The 19522-nt window shown below is 64.7% G+C and carries 14 protein-coding genes and 1 tRNA gene; 6 read left to right on the top strand and 9 right to left on the bottom strand.

The features are described from left to right. The first annotated feature begins 47 nt into the window (after window positions 1–47). The 4 genes from QM797_RS09220 to QM797_RS09205 all read left to right on the top strand — a co-directional run bounded on the left by QM797_RS09220 (window position 48) and on the right by QM797_RS09205 (window position 6003). Window positions 48–2465 carry an ABC transporter permease gene (locus tag QM797_RS09220; protein WP_283275045.1) on the top strand — a complete coding sequence of 806 codons (2418 nt, stop codon included), beginning with the start codon at window positions 48–50 and terminating at the stop codon, window positions 2463–2465. Between the two features lie 407 nt (window positions 2466–2872). Beyond that, window positions 2873–2948, top strand: a tRNA-Arg gene (locus QM797_RS09215). 103 nt (window positions 2949–3051) lie between these two features. Further along, a complete protein-coding gene (locus QM797_RS09210; RefSeq protein ID WP_283275043.1) occupies window positions 3052–4398 on the top strand; it encodes an HNH endonuclease in 1347 nt (448 codons plus the stop codon). Window positions 4399–4620: 222 nt separating this feature from the next. After that, window positions 4621–6003: a DEAD/DEAH box helicase gene (locus QM797_RS09205; RefSeq protein WP_283275041.1), complete on the top strand. Its 1383-nt coding sequence runs from the start codon at window positions 4621–4623 to the stop codon at window positions 6001–6003. A 27-nt stretch (window positions 6004–6030) separates the two neighbouring features. Here the strand turns inward: QM797_RS09205 and QM797_RS09200 are convergent, their stop codons facing one another. Beyond that, complete coding sequence (locus tag QM797_RS09200; RefSeq protein ID WP_283275040.1) at window positions 6031–7296, bottom strand: MFS transporter; 1266 nt, start codon at window positions 7294–7296, stop codon at window positions 6031–6033. Between the two features lie 39 nt (window positions 7297–7335). Between QM797_RS09200 and QM797_RS09195 the strand changes: the two genes are divergently transcribed. Continuing rightward, window positions 7336–9369, top strand: coding sequence for an ABC transporter ATP-binding protein (locus QM797_RS09195; RefSeq protein ID WP_283275039.1), 2034 nt, complete (start codon window positions 7336–7338; stop codon window positions 9367–9369). Continuing rightward, complete coding sequence (locus tag QM797_RS09190) at window positions 9366–10097, top strand: energy-coupling factor transporter transmembrane component T family protein (protein WP_283275038.1); 732 nt, start codon at window positions 9366–9368, stop codon at window positions 10095–10097. Before QM797_RS09195 ends, QM797_RS09190 begins: the two co-directional genes overlap by 4 nt. Window positions 10098–10104: 7 nt before the next feature. Here QM797_RS09190 and QM797_RS09185 read toward each other — a convergent pair whose 3' ends face one another. From QM797_RS09185 to QM797_RS09150, 8 genes are all read right to left on the bottom strand, one after another. Then, complete coding sequence (locus tag QM797_RS09185; protein ID WP_283275037.1) at window positions 10105–11757, bottom strand: VWA domain-containing protein; 1653 nt, start codon at window positions 11755–11757, stop codon at window positions 10105–10107. Window positions 11758–11973: 216 nt separating this feature from the next. Beyond that, the gene (locus QM797_RS09180) at window positions 11974–12831 is read right to left on the bottom strand and encodes a bacteriorhodopsin-like (RefSeq protein ID WP_283275036.1); all 858 of its coding nucleotides are present in this window, start codon (window positions 12829–12831) and stop codon (window positions 11974–11976) included. A gap of 235 nt (window positions 12832–13066) precedes the next feature. Then, window positions 13067–14698 carry a substrate-binding domain-containing protein gene (locus QM797_RS09175; RefSeq protein ID WP_283275035.1) on the bottom strand — a complete coding sequence of 544 codons (1632 nt, stop codon included), beginning with the start codon at window positions 14696–14698 and terminating at the stop codon, window positions 13067–13069. 72 nt (window positions 14699–14770) lie between these two features. Beyond that, window positions 14771–15202: a type II toxin-antitoxin system Rv0910 family toxin gene (locus tag QM797_RS09170; RefSeq protein WP_283275034.1), complete on the bottom strand. Its 432-nt coding sequence runs from the start codon at window positions 15200–15202 to the stop codon at window positions 14771–14773. Between the two features lie 84 nt (window positions 15203–15286). Next, window positions 15287–16921 carry a monocarboxylic acid transporter gene (locus tag QM797_RS09165; protein WP_283275032.1) on the bottom strand — a complete coding sequence of 545 codons (1635 nt, stop codon included), beginning with the start codon at window positions 16919–16921 and terminating at the stop codon, window positions 15287–15289. Next, window positions 16918–17217, bottom strand: coding sequence for a DUF485 domain-containing protein (locus tag QM797_RS09160; RefSeq protein ID WP_094613468.1), 300 nt, complete (start codon window positions 17215–17217; stop codon window positions 16918–16920). Before QM797_RS09160 ends, QM797_RS09165 begins: the two co-directional genes overlap by 4 nt. A gap of 197 nt (window positions 17218–17414) precedes the next feature. Beyond that, window positions 17415–19157, bottom strand: a complete 1743-nt coding sequence (locus QM797_RS09155) for a sodium/solute symporter (RefSeq protein WP_283275030.1) — start codon at window positions 19155–19157, stop codon at window positions 17415–17417. A 6-nt stretch (window positions 19158–19163) separates the two neighbouring features. Further along, window positions 19164–19469, bottom strand: a complete 306-nt coding sequence (locus QM797_RS09150) for a DUF485 domain-containing protein (RefSeq protein ID WP_371833918.1) — start codon at window positions 19467–19469, stop codon at window positions 19164–19166. Between the last annotated feature and the right edge of the window lie 53 nt (window positions 19470–19522).

The following is a 19522-nucleotide window of genomic DNA, read 5'->3' as shown; positions in this document are numbered from 1 at the left end:
GGACCGCGCTCAGCAGATTTCGAGTCATCAGCCTTCGCGACCTCCGCATGCACTGGGTGCGTTCGCTCGTCTCGGCCGGAGTCGTCGCGGTTGCAGCCGGGTTGCTCATCGCCGTGCTCGGCACGTACGGGTCGTTGACCGGATCGGTCGAACGTCTCGCGGTGACGATCGCAGGCAACGCGAGTTACGAAGTCGTCGGCGTCACCGACTCGGGCTTCGACCAGAGCGAACTCGACGTGGTGCGCACCGTTCCCGGCGTCGACACCGCGGTTCCCCTGCTGCGCAGCACCGTTCGGTCCGATATCGGTGATCTGACGGTTCTCGGTGTCGACGCGTCCATCACGGCACTGCAGTCGGATCTGCAGGGCGCGGTCGGCAATGCGGCAGGGCTGTTGACTGATCCTTCCGGTGTACTGGTCGGTGCCGCAACGGGTCTGAAACAGGGTGACACCGTCACCATCGACGACGTTCCGACGGCGGTGGTCGGCGTGGTCGACGGCCCGGGTACACAGCGCATCGGTGGGGGCATGTTCGCAGTCGCGCTCCTTCCCGCTGCGCAGGCGCTGACCGACCGCCCTGGTGAGCTCGACTCGATCTTCGTCCTCGGCAGCGGCGACAGTCTGCGTTCCGACCTCGACGCCGCGGTCTCCGGCCGAGTGTCGGTGATGAATCCGGACTTCCGGGCCGAGCGCGCGAACCAGGCGATGAGCTTGACGCGCAATGCCACGCTGATGGTCTCGCTCATCGCGTTCGTCGTCGCGGCCTTCCTCGTCTTCAACGTCATGAACATGGCCATCGCGAAGCGTCGACCCACCATCTCGCTTCTTCGAGCCGTCGGGGGACGCCGCGCGGATATCGTCCGCGACTTGCTGTTCGAGTCCGTTCTCGTCGGACTGGTCGGCGGTGCCGTCGGTGTTCCCCTGGGAATCGCGATGGGCCGCATTGCCATCGAGAGCCTTCCACCGTTCCTGTCGCAGGCATTCGACGCACGAATCGAGTACGTGTTGCCCGGTTTTGCGATTCCCGTGGCGATCGCGGCGTGCGTACTCGCCTGTGTCGGTGCCTCGGCCGTCGCTGCGGTACAGGTGTATCGCATCTCGCCGATCGAGGCACTCGCCGTCGGCGGCGGGGAAACGGCAGCCGGACCGCGTCGCCGATTTGTTGCTGCTGCCTCTGCGTTCGGCCTCGTCGCTATCGCCGGATCGTTCGTGTTCGCCGTCAACGTCGACGGACAACTGACCCTCGGTGCCGGTGCGTTGTTCATGTTCGGGGTCGTCGCGCTGTGCGTCGGGGGGACAGGACCGATCGTGTCGGCCACGGCCGCAGTCCCTCGCCGCTGGGGTGGTGCCGGCCGACTGGCCACCGCCACCATCGAACGGGCGCCGCGACGGATCTGGGCAACGGTGATGACGATCGTGATTGCGGTGGGAGTCAGTGTTGGAGTGTCGGGTTCCTTGACCAACATGACCGACTCGGCGGCCGAATCGCTGTCTTCGTTGGCGGACACCGACCTGTACGTGTCGATGACTTCACCCGACGCCATACCGTCGGGCCCCATCGTTCCTAACGAGGTGGAAGAAACCGTCGCATCGACTCCCGGTGTGTCTCGCATCGTCGAGGGGCAGTGGGCCTACGCCACGATCGACGACGAACTGGTGTCCATCCAGGGCGTCGCCGATGGCAGCAATGCGGTGACACTCGCGTCGCTCACCGACGACGTGCGTTCCCAGGTGCTCGCCGGTGACGGTGTGGTGCTGTCCCAGGGGTTCGGCAGAACGTTGGGTGTCTCGGTGGGCGACTACATCGACCTCCCGACGCCGACCGGCGTGCAGAACGTGCGGGTGCTGGATCTGGTGGACTACATCAATGCCGCGGGCGGCACGATGGCGATCTCGTTGGACTCGATGCAGCGCTGGTACGACCGACCCGGCGCGACCTATCTCGAGATCAGCGTCGACGGAGACGTTGCCGCCGTTCAGGATTCGTTGCGTTCGACATTGCCGCCCGAGGCCTTTGTCTACACCGGAGATGCCGCACTCGAGGGCACAAGCGCTGCCATCAGACAGTCCGGCGCATTGGCCATCGCGTTGCAATGGATCGTCGCGCTCGTGGCTGCGGTCGCGTTGCTCAACACATTGACGCTGTCGGTCCTGGAGCGTCGACGTGAACTCGGCGTACTACGGGCCATGGGCGGTGGACGGGGAACTCTTGCCCGAATGGTGTTGGCGGAGGCACTGTCGGTCGGCATCGTGGGCGGTGTGCTCGGCCTGATCATCGGTGCGGGTCTGCAATACCTGAGCACGCTGATCCTGGGAGCCAGCATCGGAATTCCGGTCGCCTACACCGCGAGCTGGTCGGTGCTGCTGTACGGACTCGTAGCCCTCGGGCTGTCACTGCTGGGTTCCGCTCCACCTGCCGTACACGCCTCTCGACTGAACATCGTCGACGCCATTGCGGCGGATTAGGTGGCGGGCGGGGCCTCCGGAATTCGCAAATGCGCGCGCGTCTGTCAGGTGCGAGCGCAATAGTGTGACGAGCCTGCGCGCGTCTGACGAATGCGCTCGCGTGTCGCGAATGCGGGCGCGTTTGTGGAGGAGTGATCGCCCGCGATATCCAGTGTTTCGTCGGCATCGAATGGTCGCCGACTACACCGCTCACCAGCACCGCACCGCCCTGAACCTGATCTCGTCACTGACCGGGAAAGTGACGAGCAGCGGCAGCCTGCTTCACGATCGACACGGTGGGCCGCTAGACTAGCGAGCGCGATGTGGGCCAGCTGAGCATCTCGACAGCGAACCCACCCGCAACCGATTGTTCCAAGGATCGAAAAGTGTTGCTGTGCAGCAGTTTACGACCAACAGAACAGTTGCCAGCCTTCGTAGCTCAGGGGATAGAGCAACCCTCTCCTAAAGGGTAGGTCGCAGGTTCGAATCCTGCCGAGGGCACCACAGAGCAGATTCCGCGACCCCTCCCGCAGTTTCGTATACCTGTTGCGAACCCACAAAAACGCCCGTACTATCGAACATGCATTCGAGTGCTGGGGAGGAACTCGTGGTCACAGCTGTACCAGATTCGCCACTCACATCAGATGAAGTGCTGCGCTTCGTCGCGCGTCTTCAGTCGTCCGATTTCGATGTCGACGCAGCAGCCGGGATCGATTTGATCTCCGCTCTCGAGACGGTCAAGTGCGTCAGCGTGGCAACGCAAGCCGTGGTGACCGATGCCGTCGCAACAGCCATCAGCGCCGAGCGCAAAGAACTCGGCAAGCCGAAAGCTCAGTGGCGCAGTGGGATTGCGTCGCAGATCGGTCTGGCCCGACGCGAATCACCGAACCGCGGGGGCACTCATCTGGGACTCGCTCGTGCCCTGGTGCACGAAATGCCGCACACTCTCGCGCGCCTGAGAGCCGGCGAACTGAACGAATGGCGCGTCATGATCCTCGCTCGCGAGACCGCGTGCCTCACCGTCGACGATCGCCGCACCATAGACGAACGACTGTGTGCAGACCCCGCCACCCTGGCCGGTGCAGGCGACCGCACCGTCGAGGGTCGCGCCCGCGCACTCGCCAACGAGCTCGACGCCGCCTCCCAGGTCAAGAGACGCGCCAAGGCCTACGCAGCACGTCGCACCAGCACCCGCCCGGCACCCGAATCGATGGGCTTCTTCACTGCATTGACGTCGATGGAGAAGACAGTCTGTATGTGGGCCACGCTGCGGCGCGATGCCGACACCATCATCAATTCCGGCGGCGGCGACACACGCACCCGCGACCAGATCATGGCCGACCTGGTGTTCGAGAGGATCACCGGCGCATCGGCGGCTCAAGGTCCGCCGGTGACCGTCGACATCGTGATCTCGGACTCGACCCTCCTTGCCGGTGGTGACACGTCCGCATATCTGCACGGCTACGGCGACATTCCGTCCGACGTCGCCCGGCAACTCATCCGAGACGCACTCGACAGTGAGACACACGTCGCATTGCGACGCCTCTATGCCCATCCGAAATCCGAAGCACTGACGGCTGTGGAGTCCGTATCGCGGGCTTTTCCCACCGCGCTGGGACGCCTCATCGATCTCCGAGATCGCACCTGCCGCACCCCGTGGTGTGACGCGCCGATCCGACACCACGATCACATCAGGCCATACTCCGCAGGTGGCAAAACCAGCGCCGAGAACGGCGCAGGCCTTTGTGCCGCATGCAATTACGCGAAAGAAGGGGAAGGGTGGACGGCCGAAGCGCTGCGAGACAAACGCAATGCGCGACATCGCTACAGGCTCATCTCACCCACGGGGCACACCTATGACTCGAGTGCGCCGCCGATGCCGGTGGTCGAGCTCTACAACTCGCGGATCGAGAACGTGATGATCACCGGTCTCTTCGACGACGATGCCGCATGACAGGTCGCTGCGGGAAGAGACCGAGCCACAACTCGGTTACACTCGGTGACGACGCGCGTAACTGCACGTCAGACGTCGTGGAATGCTCCCGAACCTCCATGTGCACCCTGCACAGGCTTCTCTTACGGCGATCGAAACTGCCCACCGGCAGTCTCGCCACCTTGCATCTCGGCCCAAGGCCCGCAGGTGCAACACCCTGCCCGAAAGGCACTTTTCATCACTATGACGACCCCACAAACTTTTGCTGCACTCGGCGTACCCCAGGCCATCGCGGATGTACTCGCGAGCCAGGGCAAGACCGAGGCATTCCCAATCCAGGCCGACACACTCCCCGACACGCTGCAGGGACGCGACGTACTCGGACGCGGAAAGACCGGCAGCGGTAAAACACTCGCATTCGCCATCCCGATGGTCGCTCGCCTCGCAGGCCAGCTTGCCGGCAACCGCAAGCCCGGCCGCCCGCGTGGCCTGATTCTCGCGCCGACGCGTGAGCTCGCCACCCAGATCGCCGTCGCGATCGAGCCGCTCGCCTCCGCATACTCGCTGAAGGTCACCACGATCTTCGGTGGTGTGTCGCAGGTTCGCCAGGTCTCCGCACTCAAGGGCGGAGTAGACATCGTCGTCGCCTGCCCCGGTCGCCTCGAAGACCTGATGAAGCAGCGCCACCTCACGCTCGACGGCGTTCAGATCACCGTCCTCGACGAGGCCGACCACATGGCCGATCTGGGCTTCCTGCCCGTCGTCACCCGCATCCTCGCCGCCACCCCGGACAAGGGCCAGCGCATGCTGTTCTCGGCGACCCTGGACAACGGCGTCGACAAGCTGGTCAAGCGCTTCCTGCACAACCAGATCACGCACTCAGTCGACGAGGCCACCTCACACGTCGAGGCCATGACACACAGCGTCTTCGAGGTCGACGGCGTCGAAGCCAAGAAGAAGCTCGTCCATCAGCTCGCCTCGGGCACCGGACGACGCATCCTGTTCATGCGCACCAAGCACCAGGCCCGCAAGCTGGCCAAGCAGCTCACCGACGCCGGAATCCCGTCCGTCGACCTGCACGGCAACCTCTCGCAGGCCGCACGCGACCGCAACCTCGCAGCCTTCTCCTCCGGCCAGGCCCGCGTTCTCGTCGCCACCGACGTCGCAGCCCGCGGCGTCCACGTCGACGACGTTCAGTTGGTCGTCCACGTCGATCCCCCGGCCGAGCACAAGGCGTACCTGCACCGCTCCGGCCGCACGGCGCGCGCCGGAAGCGCCGGCGACGTCGTGACCGTCGTTCTGCCCGAGCAGCGCAAGGACACTGCAGTGCTGCTGCGCAAGGCCGACATCAAGGTCACCCCGATCCGCGTCACCGCCGACTCGCCTGCCGTGGCGAACCTCGTCGGCGAGCAGGCCCGCTACGTCGAGCCTGCACCGCGAGTCGAGCAGGCCCCGGCCCGCACCGGAGCCCCGCGCAACAACAACGCCCGACGCGGCGGCCCGGCCCGCTCGGGTGGTCAGCCGCGCAGTGGTGGTCAGCCGCGTTCCGGCGGACAGCCGCGTAGCGGTGGCGGCGGCCACAGCCGTCGTGCAGCAGGACCGGCCACGAGCCAGCGCAGCCGCTGATCTCGGCCTGAGCGCGGAAAGCCCTTTTTACGAGGGCTTTCCGCGCTTTCCTGTTCTGATGCTCACCACCGCAGCCACCGCACAGAGGCCGGCCGCGCCGAACCACGCCATGGTGTACGCGCCGGTTGCGTCCCGTACGACGCCTGCGACGACCGATGCGATACCGGCACCGATCTGGTGTGAGGCGAACACCCAGCCGAACACCAGCGAACCTCGATTACCGAAGACCTCTCGACACAGCGCAATCGTGGGCGGAACCGTTGCCACCCAATCCAACCCGTAGATCACCACGAAGATGACGATCGACGGCTGGATGGTCGCGGACAGCAACCACGGCAGGAACAGCAGCGACACTCCACGAAATCCGTAGTACGCAGCCAGTAGGTAGCGCGGGTCGACGCGATCGGTGAGCCACCCCGATCCGATAGTCCCGACGATGTCGAAGATTCCCACCACCGCCAGCAGTCCCGCTGCGGTGGTTTCGTGCATTCCGTGGTCGTGTGCGGACGGGATGAAGTGAGTTCCGATGAGCCCGTTCGTCGTTGCGCCACAGATCGCGAAGCCCAGCACCAGAGCCCAGAACGTACGGACGCGGCTCGCATCACGCAACGCCTGCACTGCTGCCCGCGCAGGATTCACGCCAGAGACTGGCGCAGGCGGGAGGTAATCCGCAGGCGCGCCGTACGGCGTCACGCCTATGTCCGCCGGCATGTTTCGCAGCCAGCGCAGGACGAACGGGACCACGATCAGCGAGCCACCCGCGATGAGGAACGAGGCCGCGCGCCAACCGGACTTGTCGACGAGTTGCGCGATCAGCGGCAGGAAGATCAGCTGCCCCGTCGCGCTGCCTGCCGTCAGGATGCCCGACACGAGGCCACGGCGACTCACGAACCACCGGTTGGTCACCACCGCCGCGAAGACCAGAGCCATCGATCCCGTGCCGAGCCCGATCATGACGCCCCAGGTCAGCACCAACTGCCACGCCTGGGTCACGAACACGCTCAGAGCACTGCCCGCTGCCACGACGACCAACGCCGTCGACGTCACCGCTCGGATCCCGAAGCGATCCATCAGGGCTGCGGCGAACGGAGCCGTCAGGCCGAAGAGCACAAGATTGACGCCGACCGCCAACGACAGCATCGACCGCGGCCAACCGAACTCCTCCTGCAACGGCACCATCAACACGCTCGGTGCCGCCCGGAAGCCTGCTGCACCGACAAGGGCGAGGAATGCCACCGCGGCGACGGTCCACGCCGGATGAATCCGCCTGCGGGTCCCGATCTCGGAAGTCACGCAAACAGTGTGCCTCAGCCGAGCTGGCACACTGGAGCGGTGACCGTCAGTTCTTCTCGCACTCCGAAGTCAAGGCCCCTCGGTCCCCAGGAATTGGCGACCGCCGCGGTCATGAGCAGCTTCACAGTCGCGTTGACGGTGATCGGTGTACTCGTGCCCATGGCAGCGATTCTTCAGGTCGTCGCGGCCATTCCGATGTCGGTGGTCGCACTTCGGTATCGCACGCGCGCGCTTGTCACCGCTGCGGTAGCAGGCACCCTCGTCGGATTCGTCGCTGCCGGTACTCAGACAGCCCTCACCGTGGCCAGCGCCGCACTGTTGGGCGGCCTGGTCGGGCGCGCGAAGCGCAAGAAGCAAGGACTGTTCGGCGTCTTGGTCACCTCGATGGTCGTCGGGCCGGCGCTCGGAGCCTTGACGGTGTTGCTGCTCCTCATTCTCGTTCCGCTACGCACGTTGTTCCTCGACACCCTCCGCAACACCCTGGAGGGAGTGTCCAGGTTGCTCGAGCGCACGTCGGCCCTGCAAGGTGCCGCCGATGTGCTCCGCAGCAGCTCCACCGCCGTGCTCGACAACTGGTGGTGGTGGGTGGGCGGTTCGATCGCGTTCGGGATCGTCAGCGGAACGCTGTTCGCCTGGCTGATCCTCACCGCCATCCTGGACCGTCTCTCCACCATCCCCACTCCCGAGGCTCTCGTCTCGAGCACCGACGACGAGGAGATCGGGCCGCTGCCGGTCACCCTCACCTCGGTCGGATATCGGTACCCGGGAAGCGTCACAGCTGCGTTGACCGGAGTCGCTCTGCGCATCGAACGGGGTGAATTCGTGACGATCGTCGGTCACAACGGCTCCGGCAAATCGACCCTGACGAGGATCCTCGCCGGCCTGGAACCGTCGGAAGGCACCGTGAACAGGCCCGGCGCAACCGGTCTCGGCCGGTACGGTGGCACCGCCATGGTCCTGCAGCGACCCGAGAGCCAGATCCTCGGGACCCGCGTCGCCGACGACGTGGTGTGGGGACTGCCGCCCGGCGACTCCCGTCCCGACGTCGACGCCTTGCTCGACGAGGTGGGTCTCGGCGGCATGGGTGCCCGCGACACCGCATCCCTGTCCGGCGGCGAGATGCAGCGCCTGGCCGTGGCGGCGGCTCTGGCTCGCCGTCCCGCCCTGCTCATTGCCGATGAGGCAACCGCCATGATCGACGCTGCCGGCCGCGAGCATCTGGTCTCGCTCCTCGCCGAACTACCTCGCAGACATGGCATGTCGGTCGTGCTCGTCACCCACCATCTCTCGGAAACTGTTGCCGCAGATCGCGTCGTGCACCTGCACGAGGGGTATCAGGTACGGCACGACTCGGCATGGATGCAACCGAATACCGCAAATTCTGCTGTATCGCATGATAATTCGAGCCAACGCCTGCTCGAGGTGGCCGACGTTCGGCACACCTACAATCGGCGCACTCCCTGGGCGCAGACCGCACTGAACGGGATCGACATCACCGTCAAGCGTGGTGAAGGGGTCCTCGTTCTCGGCGGAAACGGCTCGGGTAAGTCCACTCTCGCCTGGATCATGGCCGGACTCACCGGCCCGACGAAGGGCACCGCGCAGCTCGACGGCAAGGCCATGACCACGCGGGTGGGCGACGTCGGACTGGCGTTCCAGCATTCCCGCCTGCAGTTGCAGCGTCGCACCGTCTCCGAGGACATCGCCGCGGCAGCCGGGCCCGAAACAGGTTCTGCCACAGTCTCGGCCGCCATGGATGCGGTCGGCCTCGACAGGTCTTTGGCTGCTCGCGAGATCGATTCGCTCAGCGGTGGTCAGATGCGACGCGTCGTGCTGGCCGGGCTCATCGCACGTCGGCCTCGCGTGCTGGTTCTCGACGAGCCTTTGGCCGGCCTCGATCCACCCGGCCGCGACGACATCATCGGTGTTCTCGCCGGACTGCGTGAACGCGGCGTCGCGATCGTCGTCATCTCACACGATGTGGACGGCATGGACACCGTCTGCAGCCGCACCATCACGATGTCCGACGGCCACATCGTCTCCGACTCGATCCTGGGGAGTGTGCCCTCGTGACCACCGTCGTATTGCGTCAGGTCCCGCGATTCTCGCCGATCCATCGCCTGTGGGCCGGTACCAAACTCGTCGTCGTCCTGCTCCTCAGTGTCACTCTCGTGGTGGCACCGACGTGGCCTGCGCTCGGAATCGTGTTCGGGCTGTTGGTGATCGCGGCGATCATTGCGCATGTTCCGATCACGGCACTGCCACGTCCACCGTGGTGGATCTGGGCATTGTTCGGCGTCGGAGCCTTGATCAATCTGCCGATCGGCGGCGCAGCAGTGCTGGTGTACCTGCGTGCGACGCTCTTCGTCTTCGTGCTGCTCGGTGCATCGATGATGATCGGCTGGACCACCTCGATGAGTGACGTCGCCCCGGCCGTATCGAAACTCGGCGCACCGCTGAAGAAGCTGAAACTGCCGGTCGACGAGTGGGCGATCGCCGTGGCGTTGAGCCTGCGATCGCTTCCGCTGTTGATCGAAGAGATGCGAACCCTCAACGCGGCCCGACGCCTTCGCCCCAAGCCCGTTGTCAACAGTGCCTCCGACAATTCGCTGGTCGACATCGTCACGACGGTCATGTCGGTGGCCATCCGACGGGCCGACGAGATGGGTACCGCCATCACTGCTCGCGGCGGCACCGGGATGATCACCGCCACCGACTCTCGCTTCAAGGCCTCGGACGCGGTGACGCTGGCCGTGGTGACGGTGGCCTGCGCCGCAGCGATCGCGATCAGCTTCCTGTGAGGCTGGACTACTCGCCTGCCAAGCGTTCGGTGCGCGAGTTCAGGGCCTTGACGAACACATCGGGGATGTCGCGCGGATCCTCGGCCACGTAGCTCGTTCCGCCCGTGACCGCCGAAATCTGCTGCAGCGCAACGGGATCTGCATCACTGGTGACGCCGACCGTGATGATCACGATGGGACGCACCGGATCCTGCTCCTTCTGCAGGGCGGTGAGGAGTTGGTCGAGGGAAATGCTGCCGTTGTCCTCGTTCGCTCCGTCGGTGAGGATGATGACGCTGTTGACGTAGTTGGGGTCGTAGCCCTCCTTGACCCGTCGGAACGCCGCCAGAGTGGTGTCGTAGAGCCCGGTCCCGCCTCCGACCAGAGCCGGCAACCCTCGGATGGAATCGAGGATCGCATCTCGCTGCGATTTGCCGTCAAAAGTACCGTCGGCCTTGCCCATCGGCACGAGTTCACGGTAGTCCTGCTGGCCACCACCGAGTCCGATGGAAAACGCCCACAACCCCATCTCTGTCTGATCGCTGAAGAGCGAGTTGGCGCCGACGGACGCGTCCACCGTCAACGCGATGCGAGTCGAGTCACCCGATTTCGCGGCCATCGAACCGGATACGTCCTCGACGACGAGAGTGCGCAGCGGCAGTGCGAGTACGGCCCAATCTCTCAGTGTCGTCTCGATGGACAGGGGGTTCTTGATCTCCAGCGACGCAACGGATCCGACTCCCTTGCCGTCGGGCAGCGGGGTACCGCTCGCTGTTCGGAAGCCGGCCGCGACGAGCGTGTCGGTGGCCGACTGGGTGGCCAGGACCGATGCCAATGCCGCTCCGGCTTCCTTGACGCGGTCGTAATCGGGCCCGGCCGGAGCGGTCACTGCCAACGGATAGTTGAGGAAGTAGCTGCCGGTCGGCGGAACCGACTCGGTGAGCGACGCACTCGGGTTGTCTGCCTCGTACTTGATCAACGCCTGCTCGGTGGCCACGCTGGTCCCACCCTCGGCGGCCACCTGGGCCACGAGATCCGGGGTGTCGTGCGGAGCGTCGGCAATCCGACCGAAATCCTGCGCCATGGGTACCAGAGCTGCGGACACGGCCTTGGCGTCCGAGATCGCGACCTCGGATTCGGCAAGTGCGCCGAGAATGGCCGCATTCGATGCACTGCTGGTGAGGGGATCTCCGATGCGTTGCCCGGGAAGTTGCAACAGACCGAGCCAGGTGTCGGTAACCGGCACGGCATCGGACGTGGAGACCAGGACGGGCAACGTGTTCGCGACGGAGGTCTTGGCCAACTCGGGCAGAGCACCGGTCGAGCGGAGGGTCTTGAGCAGCCACAACGTCGAATCCGGGATCCACAGGTCCGGGCGGTTCTCGGTGCCCGCGATCTCCGTCGCGGTGTCGGTGGGACGTTCGGAGCGGATGTCGAAGTTCACGCACCCGCGATCGACCTCGCCGGCCTGGGAGACGATCTGCTGTACCGGCTCGGCGATGGAGTTGTCCACTGCCAGCGACACGGTGTCGAGGGAATCACAGGAATCCGCACCGGATGCGCGGACGGCCTGGACGCCGAACCAACCGCCGACCACGACAACCACTGCTGCGAGGGCGACGACCACCAAAGTCGAGATAGGCCCGAATCTGCGACTACTACCGCTGTGACGTCCTGACATAGCTGGCTCCCCCTTCGATCCTCATCACAGCAGACATGACGAGATCCCGAACTCCCGCGCAGCGAAGCACCTCGCTGCATGTGGTGCACACCATAGCGGGTCAGGGGTTCTCGAGCCCGACCTCCGGTGACGGAGGACGAACGACGCGTCCGCCGTCAGGCAACGAACAGAGCGAGCCGACGCACAGGGCGTCGGCTCGCTACTGACTGCGAGATGTCAGGCCGCGCCACTCGGAATCGGTCGATCCTCGTCGCGCCTCGGGTCCAGCTCCATGGCTTCGCTCTTGGAGAGTTCACTCGCGGCGAAGGTCGGATCGTCGGCGAAGGACTTGATCCGCGCAATTCGGTAGATGATCAGACCGTAGAGAGCCTTCGCGAGAATATCGGCTATCGAGTAACCGATCTGCTTGCCGGTCCAGGCCGCAGCACCGTCGATTCCCAACTGCGGCAACAGGTATGCAATCGGGTACACACCCCACGTGATCAGCAGCAGAAGCCTGAGCTGACTGATCGACTTGCGCACCTGTTCCGGTTGATTGTCGAGGGACTTCGTCACCTCTACGAACAGCACGTAGAGAATGTAGACGAAGGGAATGGACGACAGCGTTCCGAAGAGGTTTCGAATTCCATTGTCCCCGCTGAGTTCTCCGGGATATCCGAGTGCGATCATCAGCGCCGCGGCAGGGATGAGCCGCAGCAGCAGACTGGCCTGAAGCTTGCGGGCGAGCGCCAGTACAGCGACCAACTCGAGGAGAAGCAACGGCACGGTGAGCAGCCAGTCGACGTATCGGTAGCCCTCGTTGAATCCCTCTCCGACAACTTGACTGTAGCTGCCGCGTCCGCCGACAGCGTCGGTCTGAAAAGAGTTGTTGAACGAGTTGAAGATTCGGAAGTAGTGGTACGCGGCGATGCCGCACACGACTGCCGCAACGCACATGGCTTGCCTGTACCGGGGCAGAATTCTGGGAAGACAGGCGATCATGAACAACGCTGCAAAGAGCTGCGACGCAATGACCAACGAGAAGATGTTGTAGATGGTGTCGTACTGGGCAGTGGTGAGAGTGTCAGGAATCACAGGGTGTCCTCCGGTCAGAAGAGAGCGAAGTTCGCTGGTGAGGAGAGGACGACCGGGAGTGTCAATAACCTGTCGTGGTCTGAAGACCGCTGCGAACTATCTCGAACGCTAGACCCGGCGCCGGCAAAGAGGTGCCCGAAGTCGACTATTCGAATATTTCCCTTCGACGGTCCCGCGAATTACCCAGAACTCTCGCGAATTTCGTTGTCGTCGCCAACGTTTCGGGTCGATGCCGTTAGCGACCAGAACGGCTTTTCAGCGCATTGACGAAGACATTCGGGATCTCGGCCGGATTTCGCGCTACGAAGCTCGAGCCGCCGGTGGCTGCAGAAATTTGCTGCAGCACACCGGCATCGGCGTCATCGGTGATGCCGATGGTGACGATGACGACAGGCCTGGACGGGTCCTGCTCGGCACGCAGAGTCGACAACAGCTGGTCGAGCGAGATGCTGTCGGGATCCTCGTTGGTGCCGTCGGTGAGAATGATGACGCTGTTGACCGCGTTGGGGTCGTAACCCTCCTGCACGGTGCGGAACGCAGCCAACGTGGTGTCGTACAGGCCGGTACCGCCCCCGACCAGAGATGGAAGGGTTCGAGTCTGTTGCAGCAGCACCTCGCGCTGACTGGTGTTGCCGACCTTCTCGTCCATCTTCCGGATCGGTGCCAGCTCTTTGTAGTCCTGGCTGCCGCCGCCGAGTCCGATCGAAAATGCCCACAATCCCATCGACGCGTTGTCGGGGAACAGGCGATTGCCGGTCTCGCTGGCCTGCACCGTCATGGCGATGCGCGTGTTCGCACCTGCGCTGTAGTTCATCGATCCGGAGACGTCTTCCATCACCAATGCCCGCGAGGGAAGCGCCAACACCTGATACTGCTTGAGGGTCGACTCGGCGGCCTGCTGATCGGCAATCGTCAGGGGCGTCACCTCCCCGATCCCACGGTCGGAATCCAGCACTGCATCGTCCGCTCCGCGGAATCCGGCCTCGGACAACGCCTGTTGGCCTTGCTCGGATTCGATGGCCGCCGCCAAAGCCGTTCCGACGGACTTCGCGGCCTCGTGTCGGTCGTCCGCAGGCTCGGTCACGGCCAACGGAAAGTTCAGGAAGACGCTGCCCGTCGGCGGTACCGTCGCGCCGAGATCTCCGTCGTTGTCGGTCTGGTACTGCAGGAAGGTCTGCTCCGAGACCACCGCGACTCCGCCGTCGGCGACCACGTCGTCCAGACGGGCGTTCGGATCGGCCTCACCGCGGGTGGCAGCCTGAGCCTGTGCGATGGGAACGAGAGCCGCCGAGACCGAGTCGAGGGCTTTCTCGTCCGATCCGGCCTCGGCCACCGCGCCCAGGATCGCCGCGTCGGACATGGTGTTGGTCAACGGGTTTCCGATACGCAGGCCTTCGAGTTTCAAGGCAGTGAGCCACGTGTCGAAGAACGGCACCTCGTCCTTGCGGGCAGCGAGCACAGCGGGGGTACTGGCCACCGATTGACTCGCGAGGTCGATCAGCGACGCGGTGGACCGGACGGTCTTGCCGACCCACAGCGACGAATCCGGAATCCAGAGAGAGGGCGCATCGGCACCCTTGGCCACCGCGGCCGAGACCTGACCCGATTCGCTCGCGGTCACGTCGATCCGAGCGCAATCCAGATCTTCGGCGGACGTGCCGTCGACGATCTTCTGCAGCACCGGCGCGATCGCGGGGTCCGCGGCCAGCGAGTAGGACGCGGGGTCGCCGCATTCGGAACCGAGGGCCTTCTGTGCGACGACCACGCCACCTGCGACCACCACGAGGAGGGCAGCGGCAATGACGCCGTACTTCACCACTCCCCTACTGCTCGTCGTGGACGACGAAGCACTGTGTCTACCGGGCATGACATGACCTCTCCGTAGCGAGCGAGAGGGAGAAGATCATCCACCCCGCCGTTCGGTTCGCCAGATACTACGTCAGGCGTAGATCTTGACGAACGTCTTCAACGAGTTCTCGATGTCGCCCTTGAGTGCACGGGCCACGCCCGAACCGATCGGACCGAACAGCGGCGCACCGCCCAGGTTGACGTCGATCGTGATCTCGGAACCGTCGCCTTTCGGTGTCACCGTCAGGTTCAGACCGATCTTCACCCCGCCCTTGCCATTGCCCTTGAGCTCGAGCTTCTTGGGCGGATCGTAGGACTCGATCTTCCAGGAAACCCGGTTGCGCATGCCCTTCACGCTCGCGATGGAGTCCAGAGTGGTGCCGACGGCCAGCTGCTCGGGCAGCTCCCCGCGCCACGCTTCGTGGATGGAGAGCCACTGCTCGTATCCGGACAGGTCGGACGCATGCGCCCACGTCTGCTCGGGGGTCAGTGGGACGTCGAGGGAAACCTTCAGCTTGGCCACAGCAGGGATGGTAACCGCTGAACGAAAAGTGCCCGTGTGAGGCCTTGCTCACACGGGCACTTCTCGATCGGATCTGCGGGTGTATCAGTGCGAGCTGGCCTTTTCCGCACCGATGCCGGTGAGGGAGCGAACCTCCATTTCGGCCTGCTTGTCGGTGTTCTCGGTGTCTTTCGAGATCAGTGTTCCGACGATGCCGAGGATGAATGCCAGCGGGATCGACACGATGCCCGGGTTGGAGAGCGGGAACCAGGCGAAGTCCGAGCCGGGAACCATCGACGTCGGCGATCCGGAGACGGCCGGGGAGAAGATGATCAGCACGATCGTCGAGATCAGGCCTCCGTACATGCTGAACAGTGCGCCGGTGGTGGTGAAGCGACGCCAGAACAGCGAGTACAGGATGGTCGGCAGGTTCGCGGCCGCAGCGACGGCGAACGCGAGAGCCACCAGGAAGGCGATGTTCTGCCCGTTGGCGAGGATGCCGAGGCCGATGGCCAGGATGCCGATGACGACGGCCGTGATCCGCGAGACCTTGACCTGCTTCTTGTCGTCGACCTTGCCCTTCTTGATGACGCTCGCATAGATGTCGTGAGCGAACGACGCCGACGCGGTGATCGTCAAGCCGGCGACCACGGCGAGGATGGTCGCGAAGGCAACCGCCGAGATGACGCCGAGCAGAATGACGCCGCCGAGCTCGAACGCCAACAGCGGGGCCGCGGAGTTCTGACCACCGGCCGAGGCCAGGATGCGGTCCGGTCCGACGATCGCTGCGGCACCGTAGCCGAGCACGAGGGTGAACAGGTAGAACGCACCGATGAGCGCGATGGCCCACACGACGCTGCGACGAGCTTCCTTGGCGGTGGGCACCGTGTAGAAGCGCATCAGCACGTGCGGCAGACCCGCAGTGCCGAGCACGAGTGCGATACCGAGCGAGAGGAAGTTGATCTTCGAGGTGGCGCTGCCGCCGTACTGGGCACCGGGCTCGATGACGTCGCGCGCTGCGACGGCGTCGCTTGCCGACGAGGACACCATGGCCTGTGCGCTACCGAGCAGCTCGGAGAAGTTCAGGCCGAACTTGGCGAGCACGAGAACGGTCATGAATGCGGCGCCGGCGATGAGCAGAACGGCCTTGATGATCTGCACCCAGGTGGTGCCCTTCATGCCGCCGATGAGCACGTACGCGATCATCAGCACACCGACGATGGCGATGACGATGGACTGCCCGGTGCGGTCGGAGATGTCGAGCAGCAATGCGACGAGTCCGCCGGCACCTGCCATCTGTGCAAGCAGGTAGAACAGCGAGACGGTCAAGGTGGACAACGCGGCCGCGGTGCGAACCGGGCCTTGCTTGAGCCGGAAGCTCAGCACGTCCGCCATGGTGAATTTGCCGGTGTTCCTGAGCAACTCGGCGACCAGGAGCAGGGCGACGAGCCAAGCGACGAGGAAGCCGATGGAGTACAGGAAGCCGTCGTAGCCATAGACGGCGATGGCACCGGCGATACCGAGAAAGCTTGCCGCAGAGAGGTAGTCACCGGCGATGGCGACGCCGTTCTGCGGTCCGGAGAATCCGCCACCGGCGGTGAAGAACTCCGCGGAGGTCGCGTTCTTCTTCGATGCGCGAATGACGACGGCCATCGTGATGAGGACGAACGCACCGAAGATCGCGATGTTGACGAGCGGTTCACCGACGGTGGTGTCGGCGGCCTGGGCTAATACGTTCACGACTTGGCTCCCTGGGAGGCTTCCATCTCGGCGCGCAAGGCTGCGGCGCGAGGATCGAGTTCACGGTTGGCGAACTTCACATAGATGCCGGTGATGGCGAACGTCGTGACGAACTGGCCGAGGCCGAGCAGCAGGCCGACGTTGATGTTGCCCCACACCTTGGTCGACATGAAGTCGACGGCGTAGGTGCTCAGCAGCACGTAGACGACGTACCAGACCAGGAAGAACCCGGCCATCGGGAACACGAAGCTACGCAGGCGACGTCGGAGTTCCTGGAACTCCGGACTGGCCTGCATGTCTACGAACGCTTGCGCGTCCGGTGGCGAATTGGTTTCCGGTGCGGTCACCTTGGACTCCTGAAGTAGATGTGAGCTCTAGCTGAGTCGGAACAGTAGTGAGAGTCAGGTCACAAAATCAGGAGGTGGCGTCGATCACACGGTGGGCTGCGGGAGTGTGCGACGAGCGGTCGAGAATGGCGGCCGAGCGGTGCGCCCTACAGTTCGCGCTCTCGGTCTTTGCCCATGTCGAGGCCCTCGGGCAGGTGCAGTCGGGCGAAGATGCGGGAGATGTCCGACGGCACCGTTTTTCGGGTGGCGAGGCTGACGACGATCATCGCGGCGAAGGCGACGGGAACGCTGACCGCGGCCGGGTAGCCGAGTATCGCTGCCGCCCAACCGCCGAGGATGCCGTCGGAGATGGGGGTGACGACGGAGATCGACGCGGCCACGAGGGAGATCCCGCCGCCGAGGAGCAGTCCGGTTGCTGCTCCTGCTGCGGTCAGTCCGCGCCACCAGATACCGAGTACGAGCAGTGGACACAGGGTGGACGCCGCAACGGCGAACACGAGCCCGACTGTGCGTGAAAGGTCGAGTGAGACAACGCCGATCGACAGGGCAAGCGGTACAGCGCCGGCGAGTATCGCGGCGACGCGGAAGTCTCGCACTTTGCCCGAGAGCACATCGGTACTCAACACTCCGGCGATGCTGACCAGCAGACCGGACGAGGTCGACAGGAATGCTGCGATGGCGCCGGCGGCCACGAGAGCGGCGAGCAGCTGCCCCGGAATTCCGGACAGCACCGAGCCGGGCAACAGCAGTACCGCGGCGTCCGATGCCCCGGTGATGAGCAGTTGCGGCACGTACAGGCGAGCGAAGACGCCGAGCACCGTCGGGAACAGGTAGAACATGCCGAGCAACGCAAGGACGGTCAACGAGGTGAGTCGCGCGGCTCGGCCGTCCGGGTTGGTGTAGAACCGCACCAGCACGTGCGGCAGGCCGAGGGTTCCGAGGAACGTGGCCAGAATCAGCGAATGCACCTGATACAGCGGATGCGCGCCGCCCAGTCCCCCGCCGGGCATCGACCACGCCCGGTCGGTCGTCGGCGCTCCCGCCACCACGGGGACGGGCGAGCCTGCGTCCAAGGTGAGCGAAGTGCCTGATCCGAGGCGGTGTTCACCGGCCTCGATGCGGATCCGCCCGTCGACGCTCTCGTCGTCGAGGGTGCCCGCCACGGATACGACGATCGGCGAATCCACCTGTACGAGAACATCGGTGGTGATGTCGACCACGGTCTCCTCGGACACCGTCGGTGGGGCCGGGCTGCCGACGCTACGGTCGTCGGCGAAGAAGTACACGGCCAACACCAAGGCCGGGATCGCGATCGCGGTGAGCTTGAGCCAGTACTGGAACGCCTGCACGAAGGTGATAGAGCGCATTCCGCCGCCGACGACGTTGGCGATCACGATGAGCCCTACAGCCAGGGCCCCGACCCAGCCCGGTACTCCGAGGAGGATGTTCAAGGTCAGGCCCGCGCCCTGGAACTGCGGCACCAGATACAGCGCGCAGATGATCACCACCACCAGCATGGCCACGGTCCGCAACCACGGTGCACCGAGCCGGAATTCGACGAAATCCGGCACCGTGTACGCACCACTCCGGCGCAGGGGCGCGGCGACGAACAGCAGCAGACCCAGGTAGCCCGCGGTGAAGCCCACGGGATACCACAGCGCATCGGCACCGTATTTGGCTATGAGACCGGCGACACCGAGAAACGATGCAGCAGAAAGATATTCACCGCTGATGGCCGCGGCGTTCCACCGCGGACCGACGGAACGTGAGGCCACCAGAAAGTCCGACGTGGTCCGGGCCAACCGAACTCCGTAGACGCCGATGCCGACGGTGGCCGCAGCTGCCAGAAGCAGCGCGATCACCGTTGCGACGGGAATGGACTGGTTCACCGACGCCTAGTCCTCGACCAGACCGACGAACTCCGTCTCGTTGCGCTCGGCCCGGCGCACGTACGCCCAGCCGACCCCGAAGAGCAGCGGATAGATCGCCACCCCCAGCACCAACCACGGCAACCCGATACCCAGCAGCGCGACATCGGTGAAACGTTCGAGCAGCACGACCGACAGTGGGATTGCGAACAGTATCGACAGCGTCATCACCGCCAACCGCACCGACAGCAGCAGCTGGGCACGAACGAGACTACGAACCAGAGCGTCGCCCACCTCGGTTTGCTCCTGCACTTCGACGCGGGTGCGCACCATCCGTGCGCCGCGACGCTGCGAGAGTACGACGCGCTGCCGATGCGGTTGACTCA

The sequence above is a fragment of the Rhodococcus sp. IEGM 1381 genome, from assembly GCF_030056795.1.
Taxonomy (GTDB): Bacteria; Actinomycetota; Actinomycetes; order Mycobacteriales; family Mycobacteriaceae; genus Rhodococcoides.
The sequence above is the reverse complement of the archived record's forward strand: the minus strand, read 5'-3'. Positions and strand labels throughout refer to the sequence as shown.